The sequence below is a fragment of the Pseudomonas fluorescens genome (assembly GCF_001708445.1).
In the GTDB taxonomy this organism is placed as follows: Bacteria; Pseudomonadota; Gammaproteobacteria; order Pseudomonadales; family Pseudomonadaceae; genus Aquipseudomonas; species Aquipseudomonas gorinensis.
Window position 1 is genome coordinate 6,395,173 of the sequence record NZ_CP015637.1, and the last position, 13,350, is coordinate 6,408,522.

Annotated in this window: 15 protein-coding genes; 9 read left to right on the plus strand and 6 right to left on the minus strand. The window is 60.8% G+C overall.

The window, feature by feature from the left end:
• Positions 1–24: 24 nt before the first annotated feature.
• Positions 25–279, minus strand: coding sequence for a TIGR02647 family protein (locus tag A7317_RS28675; RefSeq protein ID WP_024078059.1), 255 nt, complete (start codon positions 277–279; stop codon positions 25–27).
• A 152-nt stretch (positions 280–431) separates the two neighbouring features.
• A complete protein-coding gene (locus A7317_RS28680; RefSeq protein ID WP_024078058.1) occupies positions 432–716 on the minus strand; it encodes a hypothetical protein in 285 nt (94 codons plus the stop codon).
• A 125-nt stretch (positions 717–841) separates the two neighbouring features.
• Between A7317_RS28680 and A7317_RS28685 the strand changes: the two genes are divergently transcribed.
• Positions 842–1,501: a glutathione S-transferase family protein gene (locus tag A7317_RS28685; RefSeq protein ID WP_024078057.1), complete on the plus strand. Its 660-nt coding sequence runs from the start codon at positions 842–844 to the stop codon at positions 1,499–1,501.
• 40 nt (positions 1,502–1,541) lie between these two features.
• Here the strand turns inward: A7317_RS28685 and argH are convergent, their stop codons facing one another.
• A complete protein-coding gene (gene argH, locus A7317_RS28690; protein WP_024078056.1) occupies positions 1,542–2,936 on the minus strand; it encodes an argininosuccinate lyase in 1,395 nt (464 codons plus the stop codon).
• 502 nt (positions 2,937–3,438) lie between these two features.
• Here argH and A7317_RS28695 point away from each other — a divergent pair.
• The 7 genes from A7317_RS28695 (at position 3,439) to A7317_RS28725 (ending at position 9,843) form a co-directional block, all read left to right on the plus strand.
• A complete protein-coding gene (locus tag A7317_RS28695) occupies positions 3,439–4,185 on the plus strand; it encodes a LytR/AlgR family response regulator transcription factor (RefSeq protein ID WP_024078055.1) in 747 nt (248 codons plus the stop codon).
• A gap of 138 nt (positions 4,186–4,323) precedes the next feature.
• Positions 4,324–5,265: a hydroxymethylbilane synthase gene (gene hemC, locus A7317_RS28700; RefSeq protein WP_069077281.1), complete on the plus strand. Its 942-nt coding sequence runs from the start codon at positions 4,324–4,326 to the stop codon at positions 5,263–5,265.
• Entirely contained in the window at positions 5,262–6,011 is a 750-nt protein-coding gene (locus A7317_RS28705) for a uroporphyrinogen-III synthase (RefSeq protein WP_069077282.1), read from the plus strand. The genes hemC and A7317_RS28705 overlap by 4 nt, the downstream gene beginning before the upstream one ends.
• A gap of 42 nt (positions 6,012–6,053) precedes the next feature.
• Positions 6,054–7,169 carry a uroporphyrinogen-III C-methyltransferase gene (locus A7317_RS28710; RefSeq protein ID WP_069077283.1) on the plus strand — a complete coding sequence of 372 codons (1,116 nt, stop codon included), beginning with the start codon at positions 6,054–6,056 and terminating at the stop codon, positions 7,167–7,169.
• Between the two features lie 5 nt (positions 7,170–7,174).
• Positions 7,175–8,416 (plus strand): heme biosynthesis protein HemY, encoded by a 1,242-nt coding sequence (locus A7317_RS28715; protein WP_024078051.1) that lies wholly within the window; start codon positions 7,175–7,177, stop codon positions 8,414–8,416.
• A gap of 237 nt (positions 8,417–8,653) precedes the next feature.
• A complete protein-coding gene (locus tag A7317_RS28720) occupies positions 8,654–9,175 on the plus strand; it encodes a disulfide bond formation protein B (protein WP_024078050.1) in 522 nt (173 codons plus the stop codon).
• 209 nt (positions 9,176–9,384) lie between these two features.
• Positions 9,385–9,843, plus strand: coding sequence for an Rsd/AlgQ family anti-sigma factor (locus A7317_RS28725; protein ID WP_024078049.1), 459 nt, complete (start codon positions 9,385–9,387; stop codon positions 9,841–9,843).
• 54 nt (positions 9,844–9,897) lie between these two features.
• On the opposite strand, the gene A7317_RS28730 is transcribed toward A7317_RS28725, so the two are convergent.
• Positions 9,898–10,575: an FKBP-type peptidyl-prolyl cis-trans isomerase gene (locus tag A7317_RS28730; protein ID WP_069077284.1), complete on the minus strand. Its 678-nt coding sequence runs from the start codon at positions 10,573–10,575 to the stop codon at positions 9,898–9,900.
• Positions 10,576–10,768: 193 nt separating this feature from the next.
• Between A7317_RS28730 and A7317_RS30455 the strand changes: the two genes are divergently transcribed.
• Positions 10,769–11,614: an AlgP family protein gene (locus A7317_RS30455; protein ID WP_269465937.1), complete on the plus strand. Its 846-nt coding sequence runs from the start codon at positions 10,769–10,771 to the stop codon at positions 11,612–11,614.
• Here A7317_RS30455 and dgoD read toward each other — a convergent pair.
• A complete protein-coding gene (dgoD, locus tag A7317_RS28740; protein WP_069077285.1) occupies positions 11,520–12,668 on the minus strand; it encodes a galactonate dehydratase in 1,149 nt (382 codons plus the stop codon). The two genes, A7317_RS30455 and dgoD, sit on opposite strands and share 95 nt — an antisense overlap.
• 60 nt (positions 12,669–12,728) lie before the next feature.
• Positions 12,729–13,349 (minus strand): 2-dehydro-3-deoxy-6-phosphogalactonate aldolase, encoded by a 621-nt coding sequence (locus A7317_RS28745; protein ID WP_024072583.1) that lies wholly within the window; start codon positions 13,347–13,349, stop codon positions 12,729–12,731.
• Position 13,350: the final 1 nt, after the last annotated feature.

Below are 13,350 nucleotides of genomic sequence, written 5' to 3' on the forward strand. Positions count from 1 at the left end.
GGACTCCATGGGCGGTATCAGGTGTCAGGCGGCTTCTTTGCTTGTCGCGGTGCTCAAGATCGTCAGCAGGGTTTGCGCTTGCTCGGCGGCGTCTCGGCCAAGGCTGGTCAGATAGCCTCCGTCCGGCTGGTCGATCAGCTTTTTCTCGAACAGGCGTTTGGCCGCGGCGATGGCAGTGGGAGCGGCAGTCTGGTGGACTTTCAGACCTTCCTGGGAGCTGCCCAGGTTGAAGAGTGCAAGGATTTCCAGTTCGGCAACCAACTCAGGGGTATACGACATAAGGACTCCAGACTTTCTAAGAATTTATTAGAGGCTAGCAGGCCATAAGGTGAACGCACTTTGGCGGGCTGTCCAGTGAGAAAGTCATGGGTATTGATATGCCGCAGATTTGTGGCGAGGAAGCAGGCTTCCCGGCCACGCGGAGGGGGGCTTCAGTCGTTTTCCGGCGGCAATTCCGGCAGCGCCCGCAGGGCTGTCTCATACCATTGGGTATCGAATGCACGGTCTTCGTCGAGCATCTGGTCGATTTCAACCGCCAGCACATGGGCCATGAGATTCAGAATCTCCTCGCGCTCGTAACCTACCAGGGTCAGCTTGTTGAACGTGGCCTTGGCGGCAGGCGGAGTGTCGCTTTCGATCTGATTCTCGATGGCTTCGATCAGTGTACTTTCGGTGAACGCTTCTTCGTCGCTGTCGATATCGGTCGGCTCGCTCATGGCAGGCTCCTCAAGGAAAGGGCGCCAGTCTAACTCCATTCAGGCCGGTGATGCTGCTGGTCAGGGCGGGCCCGGGCCTCTATAACTCTTGCGGCCAACCCCGCACACGGCCTGGAGGCTTTGCGATGCTCAAGCTTTACGGATTTTCGGTCAGTAACTACTACAACATGGTGAAACTGGCGCTGCTGGAGAAGGGGCTACCGTTCGAAGAGGTGCCTTTTTACGCCGGGCAAACCCCTGAGGCGCTTGCCGTCAGCCCGCGAGGCAAGGTGCCGGTACTGGGGGTGAAGCAGGGTTTCGTCAATGAAACCAGCGTGATCCTCGAATACATCGAGCAAACCCAGGAGGGCCGTTCGCTGCTGCCTGCTGATCCTTTTCAGCGTGCCCAGGTGCTGGCGTTGTGCCGGGAAATCGAGCTGTACATCGAACTGCCCGCCCGCGCGTGTTTCGCCGAGGCGTTTTTCGGCATGCAGGTGCCGGACGCGATCAAGGAGAAATCCAAGGCTGAGTTGCTGCTGGGGATCGGTTCTTTAGGTCGGCACGGCAAGTTCGCGCCTTATGTGGCAGGTGAGAGCTTTACGATTGCGGATCTGTATTTCATGTATAGCGTGAACCTCGCCTGTGCCGTGGGCGAGAAGTTGTTTGGCCTGGACCTGTTGGCTGAACTCCCGGCGGCCAAAGTGTTGCTGGAGCGGCTGCATGCCATGCCCAATGCGCAGAAGGTGGCGGCGGACAGGGAAGCCGCGATGCCGGCGTTCATGGCGATGGTTGCGGCCAAAAAGTGATCCCAGTGTGGGAGGGGGTTGCCCCCCCCTCCCTCATTTTTCAGCGGCTGGCGAGGAGGGCCTGGCCGCGCACGACGGCTGCCTTCACCTGCGCCGGTGCGGTGCCGCCCACGTGGTTACGGGCATTCACCGAGCCTTCCAGGGTCAGCACGGCAAACACGTCCTGCTCGATCTGGTCGCTGAACTGGCGCAGTTCTTCCAGGCTCATTTCCGCCAGGTCCTTGCCGGTGTCCACGCCGTATTTCACGGCATGGCCGACGATTTCGTGGCAGTCGCGGAACGGCAGGCCACGGCGTACCAGGTAGTCCGCCAGGTCCGTCGCGGTGGAGAACCCACGCAGGGCTGCTTCACGCATGATCGCGTGCTTGGGCTTGATCGCGGGGATCATGTCGGCAAAGGCACGCAGCGAATCACGTAGGGTGTCGGCGGCGTCGAACAGCGGTTCCTTGTCTTCCTGGTTGTCCTTGTTGTAGGCCAAGGGCTGGCCTTTCATCAGGGTCAGCAGGCCCATCAGTGCGCCGAATACGCGGCCGCTCTTGCCACGCACCAGCTCGGGCACGTCGGGGTTTTTCTTTTGCGGCATGATCGAGCTACCGGTGCAGAAGCGATCCGGCAGGTCGATGAACTGGAATTGCGCGCTGGTCCACAACACCAGTTCTTCGGAGAAACGCGACAGGTGCATCATCGCGATACTGGCGGCGGCGCAGAATTCGATGGCGAAATCGCGGTCCGACACGCCGTCCAGGGAGTTGCCGCCCACGGCATCGAAGCCCAGCAGTTGTGCGGTGTATTCGCGGTCGATCGGGTAGGTGGTGCCGGCCAGCGCGGCGCTGCCCAAGGGCATGCGGTTGGCGCGCTTGCGGCAATCCACCAGGCGCTCGTAGTCGCGGCTGAGCATTTCGAACCAGGCCAGCAAGTGGTGGCCGAAGGTGACAGGCTGGGCGGTTTGCAGGTGGGTGAAGCCGGGCATGATGGTGTCCGATTCGCGCTCGGCCTGTTCCAGCAAGCCTTTCTGCAGGCGAGTTATTTCGGCCAGGATCAGGTCGATTTCATCGCGCAGCCACAGGCGGATATCGGTGGCCACCTGGTCATTGCGGCTGCGCCCGGTGTGCAGTTTCTTGCCGGTCACGCCGATGCGGTCGGTGAGGCGGGCCTCAATATTCATGTGCACGTCTTCCAGGTCGACGCGCCAGTCGAACGTACCGGCTTCGATCTCACCGCGAATGGTGGTCAGGCCGTCGATGATGCTGTCGCGCTCGGCGTCGGTCAGCACGCCGACCTTGGCCAGCATCGTGGCGTGGGCGATCGAGCCCATGATGTCGTGGCGGTACAGGCGCTGGTCGAAGGTGACGGAGGCGGTGAAGCGGGCGACGAAGGCGTCGACGGGTTCACTGAAGCGGCCGCCCCAGGACTGGTTGGTCTTGTCGGTGCTCATGGATTCGCTCGTGATCTGCTTAAAAGAGGCGTGGAGGTGTGCCGCCGATAATAACAGGGTTGCTCGTGGAGGCGGTGCTGTGGGTGGCCGGCATTTTTATTTGCGCGAAGGATGGCTAAGTGCCTTGCCGCCGAGCGCGTCCGGGAAGAGACTGGGGCCAGGTGCTTGTTGAAACGATATTTGAGGATTGAGTAATGTCGTCTCAGCGAGCGTCTACAGTTGGACTGATAGTGTGTGAATGCACCAAAGTCGGGTGATGCGGTCATAACCCAGACTATCCATTAAAAAGGGGGGTATTCGGATTGTGTATCAGCAAACCCTACGACTATGCCCAAGGGCAGCAGGTTTTGGGCGCTATTGAACAGGTCCGGGTAAATATGCGTGCCGCTCTCAGGGCACTTTTTGCCGCTCGCGCTAGTCTTAGCGTGGATCGCTGTGACGCAAGTCACCGCACCTGTCTACGCTATCCTTGTGCGAGACTCACGCAGGAATCCAGCGCAATATGAATGTCCTGATCGTTGATGACGAACCCCAAGCCCGCGAGCGACTGAGCCGCCTGGTCAGTGAACTCGAGGGTTATACAGTCCTTGAACCGAGCGCCACCAACGGGGAGGAGGCGTTGACGTTGATCGATAGCCTCAAGCCGGATGTGGTGCTGCTCGATATCCGCATGCCCGGCCTTGATGGCCTGCAGGTCGCCGCCCGCCTGAGTGAGAGAGAATCACCTCCGTCGGTGGTGTTGTGCGCTGCCCAGGAAGAGTTTTCCGCGGAAGCGTTGGAAGCCAGTGGTGTCAGTTTCCTGGTCAAGCCGGCGACTGGCGACGCGTTGCTCAAGGCATTGAAAAAGGCCGAGCGCCCTAACCGGGTCCAACTCGCTGCCCTGACTCAACCTGCCGCCCAGAGTGGCAACGGGCCGCGCAGCCATATCAGTGCGCGTACGCGCAAAGGTATCGAGCTGATCCCCCTGAGCCAGGTGGTGTACTTCATTGCCGATCACAAGTACGTGACGCTGCGCCATGAAGCCGGTGAAGTCCTGCTCGATGAGCCGCTCAAGGCTCTTGAAGATGAGTTTGGCGACCGCTTTGTGCGAATCCACCGCAATGCGTTGGTGGCCCGCGAACGAATCGAGCGCCTGCAACGTACGCCCCTGGGGCACTTCCAGCTGTTCCTGAAAGGGCTCAATGGCGATGCCTTGATCGTCAGCCGACGCCATGTCGCCGGCGTGCGCAAGATGATGCAGCAGCTTTAGCCCAAGGGCTGTAGCGTGGACTGCAGTGCTTATCCCGGTGTGATGCGGCCAGGGAGGCCCCGCACTTGCTGATTCAAATCAAAGCGTATTTGCCTGAGCTGTTATTATCTGCCGTATCTATTCAGTACGGATTGATCCATGTCCTCTCGCGAAATCCGCATCGCCACTCGTAAAAGCGCCCTGGCCTTGTGGCAGGCCGAATACGTCAAAGCTCGCCTTGAAGAGGCTCATCCAGGTCTCAAGGTATCCTTGGTGCCCATGGTGAGTCGCGGCGACAAGCTGCTGGACTCGCCGCTGTCGAAGATTGGCGGCAAGGGCCTGTTCGTCAAGGAGCTGGAGACCGCGCTGCTGGAAAATGAAGCCGACATCGCCGTGCATTCGATGAAAGATGTGCCCATGGACTTCCCCGAAGGCCTGGGCCTTTTTTGCATCTGCGAGCGCGAAGACCCGCGCGATGCGTTCGTTTCCAATACCTATGCATCTCTGGATGAGCTGCCTTTGGGCAGCATCGTCGGCACTTCGAGCCTGCGTCGCCAGGCGCAGTTGTTGACCCGTCGTCCAGACCTGCAGATCCGCTTTCTGCGCGGCAACGTCAACACGCGCCTGGCCAAGCTGGATGCCGGCGAATATGACGCGATTATCCTCGCTGCGGCCGGGCTTATCCGCCTTGGCTTCGAAGACCGTATTACGTCAACGATCAGCGTTGAAGACAGCTTGCCCGCTGGCGGCCAGGGTGCGGTAGGTATTGAATGCCGCACGGCAGACAGCGAAATCCACGCGTTGCTCAACCCCCTCGATCACCACGACACCGAAGTGCGCGTCACGGCCGAGCGCGCCCTGAACAAGCACCTCAACGGTGGCTGTCAGGTGCCGATCGCCTGCTACGCCGTGCTCGAAGGTGACACTCTATGGCTGCGTGGCCTGGTTGGGGATCCGGCCGGTGGCACCCTGCTCACCGCCGAGATGCGCGGGCCACGGCGTGATGCGAGCGCCCTGGGTATCCAGGTGGCTGAAGAGCTGCTGGAAAAAGGCGCTGGCGCCATTCTGCAAAAAGTCTATGGCGAGGCCGGTCCGCAGTGACCGGCTGGCGTGTGCTGCTGACGCGGCCTGCCGAGGAGTCGAAGGCCCTGGCGGCGTCGTTGTCCGAAGCCGGCATTTTCAGCAGCAGCCTGCCCTTGCTGGAGATCGAGGCGTTGCCGGTCACGCCCGCACAACAGGCGGTTTTCCGCGACCTGGGCCGTTATTGCGCAGTGATCGTGGTGAGCAAACCGGCTGCGCGCCTGGGTTTGCAACAGCTGGAGCGACACTGGCCGCAATTGCCGTGGTTCAGCGTTGGCGCGGCGACCGCCCAGGTGCTGGCTGACCAGGGCCTTGACGTTCACTATCCGCCCACCGGTGACGACAGCGAAGCCTTGCTCGCCTTACCCGCCTTGCGCGAGGCTATTGCACGCCCTGGGGCGCGGGTGTTGATCCTGCGGGGGGAAGGCGGCCGAGAACTGCTGGCTGAGCGTTTGCGCGAGCAAGGTGCTAGTGTCGACTATCTGGAGTTGTATCGCCGCTTCCTGCCGGCCTACGACGCCGGGGTACTGATGCAGCGCATCCAGTTGGAACGCTTGAACGGCCTGGTGGTCAGCAGTGGGCAGGGTTTCTTGCATCTGCAAGCCCTGGCCGGACCCGATTGGCCACACGTGGCCCGACTGCCGTTGTTCGTACCCAGCCCGCGAGTCTATGAGATGGCGCGGGACGCTGGGGCAGAAAATGTTGTGGATTGTCGCGGCGCGAGTGCTGCGGCTTTGTTAGTGGCGTTAGGCGGCTTTGTCTTATAAAAACATCCCGCCCCCACTCTCTGATACGCAAAGGACGGATACGTGAGCGATACAGCCTTGCCTAAAGATGAAACTCAGCCCGCGCTCGATGCGCCGGTCGAGACACCGGTCGCCGCGCCACGCCGTGGCAATGGCCTGGCAATCGTTGCCCTGCTGCTGGGCGCCGCGGGTGTTGCCGTTGGCGGTTGGGGGATCTGGCAGGTCCGTGCCCTGCAAGCCAGCAGCCAGCATCAATTGGGCCAGGTGCAGACCCTTGATGACCAGTCCCAGTCTCTCAAGCAAGGCCAGCAACAGTTGGCGGCACGCCTGGCACAGTTGCCGGGCGCTGATGAGCTGGAGGAGCGTCGCCGCCTGGTGGCCCAGTTGCAAGGTGATCAGCAGCGCCTGAACCAGCGCCTGGAAACCGTGCTGGGGGCCAGCCGCAAGGACTGGCGCCTGGCTGAAGCCGAGCATCTGATCCGTCTGGCGAGTTTGCGACTGTCGGCCTTGCAGGATATCAACAGTGCTCAGTCGCTGGTCCAGGGCGCCGATGAGATCCTGCGCGAGCAGAATGATCCGGGTTCCTACGCTGCCCGCGAGCAACTGGCCAAGAGCCTGGCCGCGCTGCGCAGCACCGAGCAGCCGGACCGTACCGGGTTGTATCTGCAATTGGCGGCGTTGCGCGATCAGGTCGTGCAGCTGGCGGCGATTGCGCCGGAATACCAGCTTACGGAGCCGGCTTCCCAAGGGCGTCCAACCACGGACACTGACAACCGTTGGAGCCAATGGTGGGAACAGATTTCCCGTTACTTCCGCATCGATTTCAACCCCGATGACAACATTCGCCCGCTGCTGGCCGGCCAAGGCTTGAACCAGGTGCGTCTGGCCCTGAGCCTGGCCCTGGAGCAAGCTCAATGGGCCGCGCTCAATGGCGAGTCGGCGGTGTACAGCCGTTCGCTGGGTGAAGCGCGTAGCGTGTTGCAGGACAACTTCAACCAGGACAACCCCCAGAGCAAGGCGATGCTGGCACGGATCGCCGAGCTTGAGCCCAAGGCCGTCTCGGTGGTGACACCGGACCTGGCCGCGAGCCTGGCGGCCGTGCAGGCGTATCTCGAGCGTCGTCATCTGTCTGCTGACGAAGCCAAGGCTTCGGCTGGCACGCCGGCGACCCAGGAGTAGAGCCGATGAAGCGTTTCTATGTGATCCTGGTGCTGGCGATTGCGATCGCCCTGGCACTGGCCGTGGGCATCTCGAAACATACTGGCTACGTGCTGATTACCTATCCCCATGTGCTGCATTACGAGTCGAGCCTGTGGGCCACCCTGGTGGCGGTGTTTGTCATCGTCCTGGCGATCTACCTGCTCCGCGTGTTGCTGAGCCTGGTGACCACCTCCGGTGGCGTGGTCAACCCATGGTCGCGCCGTAACCGCAGCCGTCGCGTACAAATCGCGATCGAACAGGGCCAGATGGACCTCGCCGAAGGGCGCTGGGCCAGTGCCGAGCGCCACCTGCACCGGGCTGCCGAAGCCGAGCGTCAACCGTTGCTGTATTACCTCGGCGCGGCCCGTGCGGCCAATGAGCAGGGGCGCTACGAAGAGTCGGACAGCTTGCTCGAGCGCGCCCTGGAGCGTCAGCCTCAAGCCGAGCTGGCGGTTGCCTTGAGCCATGCGCAATTGCAGACGGACCGCGGCGATACCGAGGGCGCCCTGGTGACCCTGCAGGCGATGCATGAGCGCCATCCCCATAACGCCCAGGTACTGCGTCAATTGCAGCGCCTGCATCAGCAGCGGGGCGACTGGTCGTCGGTCATTCGACTATTGCCCGAGTTGCGCAAAGACAAAGTCTTGCCCCCTGGTGAACTGGCCGAGCTGGAGCGTCGCGCCTGGGGTGAAAACCTGAGCCTGGCGGCCCAGCGGGAAGAGCAGGGCGAAGCCGGTTTGCAGTCCCTTGAACGGGCCTGGCAGCAACTGACCTCTGCCCAGCGTCAGGAGCCGCAGCTGGTGTTGGCCTACGCTGAGCAACTGCGTCAGTTAGGCGCGGATGCCAAGGCCGAGGAAGTGCTGCGGGGTGCGATCAAGCGCAGCTACGACAGCCATCTGATTCGGTTATACGGCCTGCTGCGAGGCAGTGACCCGGCGCGGCAACTGAAGTTTGCCGAAGGCTGGCTCAAGGACCACTCCGGTGACGCCAGCCTGCTGTTGACTCTGGGTCGCCTGTGCTTGCAGAACAGCCTGTGGGGCAAGGCACGGGACTACCTGGAAGGCAGCCTGCAGGTGCAGCGCAATCCCGAAGCCTGCGCCGAGTTGGCGCGACTGCTGGCCCAATTAGGCGACACTGAGCGCAGCAACCAGCTGTTCCAGGAAGGCCTGGGTCTGCTGGACAGTCGGCTGCTGGCCTCTCCATTGCCGGTACCGGCGCGGGTTTGAGGTAGGAAAAAGAGTGAGCGTTGGCTCGGAATTGTCTGGTAGCCAACGCTTCAATTTTGCCAATGGCCTCGGTTTAATGGGGCTCGTAATGTGTTCCTACGTATTCCTAGGTGATGCCCTTCGCGTTCTGACGGGATGTCCCTACGTTTTCGCGGAATCGTCTGCTCTAGCGTGTATTGAAAGGGCTCGGGCCTTTCCTCTACCGTAACGGCCTATCTCTTGCGTTACGGATCGACAATGTCTTTGGCCCCCTCACGCTCCCTGTTTTTGCTGGCGTTCATGGCAGGTGCGCTGACGTTGAGCGCATCGTTCTATCTGGAATATGGCGCGCTGCTTCGGCCCTGCTTCCTGTGCCAGGTGCAGCGGCTATTTTTAGCGGTCTTTACGCTGATCAACCTGAGTGCTGCCATTCATAACCCCAAGCGCTCTGGCGTCTTCCTTTACGGGTTGGCAAGCATGAGCTGTGCCGTGCTCGGCGCGACTGCCGCCGTACGCCAGGTGCTGCTGCAGAACAGCGTGCCGGATCAAGCCCCCGATTGTTGGCCCAGCGCACAGGACATGATTGAAAACCTGTCGCTTGAGGATGCGGTGCGCTCGGTGTTCAAAGGCACCGTCGATTGCATGGAGATAAACTGGACGCTGTTCGACCTGAGCCTTCCGGAGTGGAGCCTGTTGTTCTTCGTGGCGATGCTGATCCTGGGAGGCGTGCAGTTTTCGCGGCTGTTGTTCAGTCAGCGTTTAAGCTTGGCAAGGCACTGAAAACAGCTCAAAAGCTGTAGGACGGGATTAAACACTTGTATGAACTTTCTCTCCTGCGTACCTTGAAGCCATAGTCATGCGGGCATAATCTGGCCCGCAGGCGTTATGAAACTGTTAGCCAGATGCTGCCTTGTCCGGCCGCCGCTTTATCCTTGAAGTGTTGCGCGGGCACAGCGCGGCAGCGCCCCCAATAGGGAAGAGAGATCATCATGCTGGAAAGTTGTCAGAATGCTCAGGAACGCTGGGGTGGGGTGCACAAGCTGATCGACAGCTGGTTGAAGGCACGTCACGAACTGGTTCGGGCCTTTGATGCTCTTGGCGCCAAGCCCGAGTCTCTGGCTGAGAATCGCAAGCCGTTGCAGGAGTTCTGTGGCGTGTTGGTGGACTACGCGTCGGCTGGCCATTTCGGTGTCTATGAGCAGCTGACCAAAGAGGCGGAAGCCTTCGATGATCAGCGTGGGCTGGAACTGGCCGAGACTCTTTACCCGCGCATTGATGTCATCACTGAGAAATTGCTGGCGTTCACCGATCTGTGTGATGCCGGCCAATGTGTTGCCGAGAAATTCAAGGAGTTGGGTGGCCTGCTCCATGAGCGTTTCGAACTGGAAGATTGCCTGATCGAAGTACTCCACAACGCCCATAAGGAAGAGACGGCCACCCAGGCCTGACCTTTGCTGGCGAGATAAAAAAACGGTGCGCATGGCGCACCGTTTTTTATTGGGTCAGTGGCGAGTACCGAGCAACTCGATCTCGAATACCAACGGTGTGTAAGGCGGGATCAATTCGCCGGCCCCGTCGGCGCCATACGCTTGTGCCGAAGGGATCACCAGTCGCCATTTCGCGCCGACAGGCATCTGTTGCAACGCACTGCGCCAGCCGTCGATCACACTGTCCAGGCGGAACCATTGAGGCTGGGTGCTCTGATCGAACACCGTACCATCGGGTAAACGCCCCACGTATTTCACTTGCACCTCATCGCTGGCCATTGGTTTGTTGCCATTGCCGGGCGTCAGCTCTGTGAGCAGGATGCCATCCGCCAATTCGCGCACACCGGTTGCCGATTTTTCCTTGGTTAAAAGTTGCTGTTCCGCCGCCAGCGCTTTTTCACTTTTTGGAACCTGTGTGTCGGCTTCACTCTGTTCTTCGTGCTGGGCCAGAATCTGTTCGATGCGTGCGTTATCCAGTGCCAGTGGCTTGCCTTGATACGCTTGCTTGAGGCCCTCGACCAGCGCCTGGATCTGCAGGTCGGGGACCTCCTGGCGCAGCCGTTCGCCGAGGCTGGCGCCCAGGCTGTACGCGAGGTCGTGCTGGTCCTGGGGTGAGGTTTTGGGCGGCGACTGCTCGCTTGCATCAGCCCCGCCAAGCACCAAGCCAAGCACAAGAAAAAGGTAACGCGACATACGCATGTCTCCCGCCGAAAGTGCGACGGATTATGCCAGTGTGATGAGGTAAAAAGTGGCGTGGTCTTTCGTTATATCGATAAGAATTTTCGCACGGTGCAACGCAAGGCAAAGGATACTGTCAACATGCCCTAGCGGCGGTAAGAGCAGAGGGCTAGTATGAGCCGCACCCACGTCAGCCAGGAGGTAAACCATGTCGGCCAAACAGAAGCCTGTAAATACCCCGTTGCATTTACTCCAACAACTTTCGGGCAGCCTGCTCGAACATCTGGAAAGCGCATGTTCCCAAGCGTTGGCCGATGCAGAAAAACTGCTCGCCAAACTGGAAAAACAACGCGGTAAAGCGCAAGAGAAGCTGCACAAATCCCGCACCAAACTGCAAGACGCCGCCACTGCCGGCAAGGCCAAGGCACAAGCCAAAGCCAAAGACGCTGTCAAAGAACTTGAGGACCTGCTGGACGCCCTCAAGGATCGCCAAGCCGAAACCCGCACCTACATTTCCCAACTCAAAAAAGATGCTCAAGAAAGCCTGAAATTGGCCCAGGGCGTTGGTCGTGTGAAGGAAGCTGTATCTAAAGTGCTCGGCGCTCGTACCCCTGCAAAAGCTGTAGCGACCAGCGCGGCGAAAAAACCGGCGAGCAAAGCTGTTGCAGCGAAGGCGCCGACTAAAGGGGCTGCCAAGCCAGTGGCTAAAACCGCTGCTGCAAAACCAGCCGCCAAGCCAGCTGCCAAAACCGCTGCTGCAAAACCAGCCGCCAAGCCAGCTGCTAAAACGACTGAGCCCTGTAGCGTACAGGACCCGGTCCGCTGTAGCCTAACCAACAGCTGTCCAGCTTTTGGGGCGCACTTCAGTCTGCCTGCTATGGATGTGCTAGCTGACACACCGCTATCGGGGGCAAGCCCCCTCCCACATTTTTTGATCGCATTGATTCAGTCAGAGGCTGTTACCACTCGGCAAAGCTGCCATCGGCATGACGCCAGATCGGGTTGCGCCAGCGGTGGCCGACGGCCGCGCGCTCGATCACGTATTCCTCGTTGATCTCGATGCCCAGGCCCGGCCCGTTGGGGATCTTCACGAAGCCCTGGTCATAGTCGAACACGCCCGGATCGCGCACGTAGTCGAGCAGGTCGTTGCTCTCGTTGTAGTGAATGCCCAGGCTCTGCTCCTGGATAAACGCGTTGTAGCAAACCGCGTCCAGTTGCAGGCACGCCGCGAGGGCAATCGGGCCCAACGGGCAGTGCAGGGCCAGGGCCACGTCGTAGGCTTCGGCCATGTTGGCGATCTTGCGGGTTTCAGTAATACCGCCGGCATGGGAAGCGTCCGGCTGGATGATGTCGACATAACCTTCGCTGAGCACACGCTTGAAGTCCCAACGCGAGAACAGGCGCTCGCCCAGGGCAATCGGCGTGCTGGTCAGCGGTGCGAGTTCTTTCAGCGCTTCATAGTTTTCGCTGAGCACCGGCTCTTCGATAAACATTAGTTTGTACGGGTCCAGTTCCTTCATCAGCACCTTGGCCATGGGCTTGTGCACGCGGCCATGGAAGTCGACGCCAATGCCCACGTTAGGGCCCACGGCATCGCGCACGGCGGCGACGTTGGCCAGGGCCAGGTCGACCTTTTCAAAGCTGTCGACGAACTGCAATTCTTCGGTGCCGTTCATTTTCACCGCAGTGAAGCCACGGGCCACGGCTTCTTTGGCGGCGCGGGCGGTGTCGGCGGGGCGATCGCCGCCGATCCATGAATACACGCGGATCTTGTCGCGCACCTGACCGCCCAGCAGGTCGCTGACCGACACCCCCAGGGCTTTGCCCTTGATGTCCCACAGCGCCTGATCGATGCCGGCCAAGGCGCTCATGTGCACGGCGCCGCCGCGATAGAAGCCGCCGCGGTAGAGCACGGTCCAGATGTCTTCGATATTGCGTGGGTCCTTGCCGATCAGGTAATCGGACAGTTCCTCGACCGCCGCCGCCACGGTGTGGGCGCGGCCTTCGACCACGGGTTCGCCCCAGCCGGTCACGCCTTGGTCGGTTTCAATCTTGAGGAAGCACCAGCGCGGTGGAACGATAAAGGTCGTCAGTTTGGTGATTTTCATCTTCTTATCTCTCTTGTCGATGCAGCGCCAAGGCGCAAAGCTTGCGATCAGTTCAGGGCATCAATTCAGCGCGTTCCAGGCCGCGACATAGGCTTGGGCACTGCTCGCCACCTGGTCCACGGACATGCCCGGCTTGAACAACCCCGAGCCGAGGCCAAAGCCCCTGGCGCCTGCGTCGAAATACACCTGCATGTTGTCCGGGGTCACGCCACCTACCGGCAGCAACAGCGTGCCCGCCGGCAAGACCGCCAGCCACGCCTTGATCACCGCCGGCCCCATTTGCTCGGCCGGGAACAGCTTCAACACATCCGCACCTTCGGCCAGCGCGGCAAACGCCTCGGTCGGGGTGGCAACGCCGGGCGACAGGTACAGGCCCGCGGCTTTCGCGGCGCGCAGCACCTTGGCATCGCTGTGCGGCATCACGATCACCTGGCCGCCGGCGGCCTTGACCTGCTCGACCTGCTCGGGCGTCAACACCGTGCCGGCGCCGATCAGGCAATCGTCGGGCAGGCTGTCGCGCAGGGTGCGGATGCTGGTGTAAGGGTCGGGTGAGTTGAGCGGAACTTCGATTACCCGGAACCCGGCCTCGTACAGCACCTGGCCGACCGCCTCGGCTTCGTCTGGGCGCAGGCCGCGCAGGATGGCGATCAAACCGTTGTGTGCAAGTGCTTGCTTGAGCATG

Excerpts from the sequence above, each read along its gene's own strand:
- A7317_RS28715 (WP_024078051.1), top strand. The coding sequence starts at position 7,175 with ATGAAGCGTTTCTATGTGATCCTGGTGCTGGCGATTGCGATCGCCCTG.
- A7317_RS28695 (WP_024078055.1), top strand. The coding sequence starts at position 3,439 with ATGAATGTCCTGATCGTTGATGACGAACCCCAAGCCCGCGAGCGACTG.
- hemC (WP_069077281.1), top strand. The coding sequence starts at position 4,324 with ATGTCCTCTCGCGAAATCCGCATCGCCACTCGTAAAAGCGCCCTGGCC.
- A7317_RS28675 (WP_024078059.1), bottom strand. The coding sequence starts at position 279 with ATGTCGTATACCCCTGAGTTGGTTGCCGAACTGGAAATCCTTGCACTC.
- A7317_RS30455 (WP_269465937.1), top strand. The coding sequence starts at position 10,769 with ATGTCGGCCAAACAGAAGCCTGTAAATACCCCGTTGCATTTACTCCAA.
- A7317_RS28745 (WP_024072583.1), bottom strand. The coding sequence starts at position 13,349 with ATGCTCAAGCAAGCACTTGCACACAACGGTTTGATCGCCATCCTGCGC.
- dgoD (WP_069077285.1), bottom strand. The coding sequence starts at position 12,668 with ATGAAAATCACCAAACTGACGACCTTTATCGTTCCACCGCGCTGGTGC.
- A7317_RS28730 (WP_069077284.1), bottom strand. The coding sequence starts at position 10,575 with ATGTCGCGTTACCTTTTTCTTGTGCTTGGCTTGGTGCTTGGCGGGGCT.
- A7317_RS28720 (WP_024078050.1), top strand. The coding sequence starts at position 8,654 with ATGTCTTTGGCCCCCTCACGCTCCCTGTTTTTGCTGGCGTTCATGGCA.
- A7317_RS28685 (WP_024078057.1), top strand. The coding sequence starts at position 842 with ATGCTCAAGCTTTACGGATTTTCGGTCAGTAACTACTACAACATGGTG.
- A7317_RS28725 (WP_024078049.1), top strand. The coding sequence starts at position 9,385 with ATGCTGGAAAGTTGTCAGAATGCTCAGGAACGCTGGGGTGGGGTGCAC.
- A7317_RS28680 (WP_024078058.1), bottom strand. The coding sequence starts at position 716 with ATGAGCGAGCCGACCGATATCGACAGCGACGAAGAAGCGTTCACCGAA.
- argH (WP_024078056.1), bottom strand. The coding sequence starts at position 2,936 with ATGAGCACCGACAAGACCAACCAGTCCTGGGGCGGCCGCTTCAGTGAA.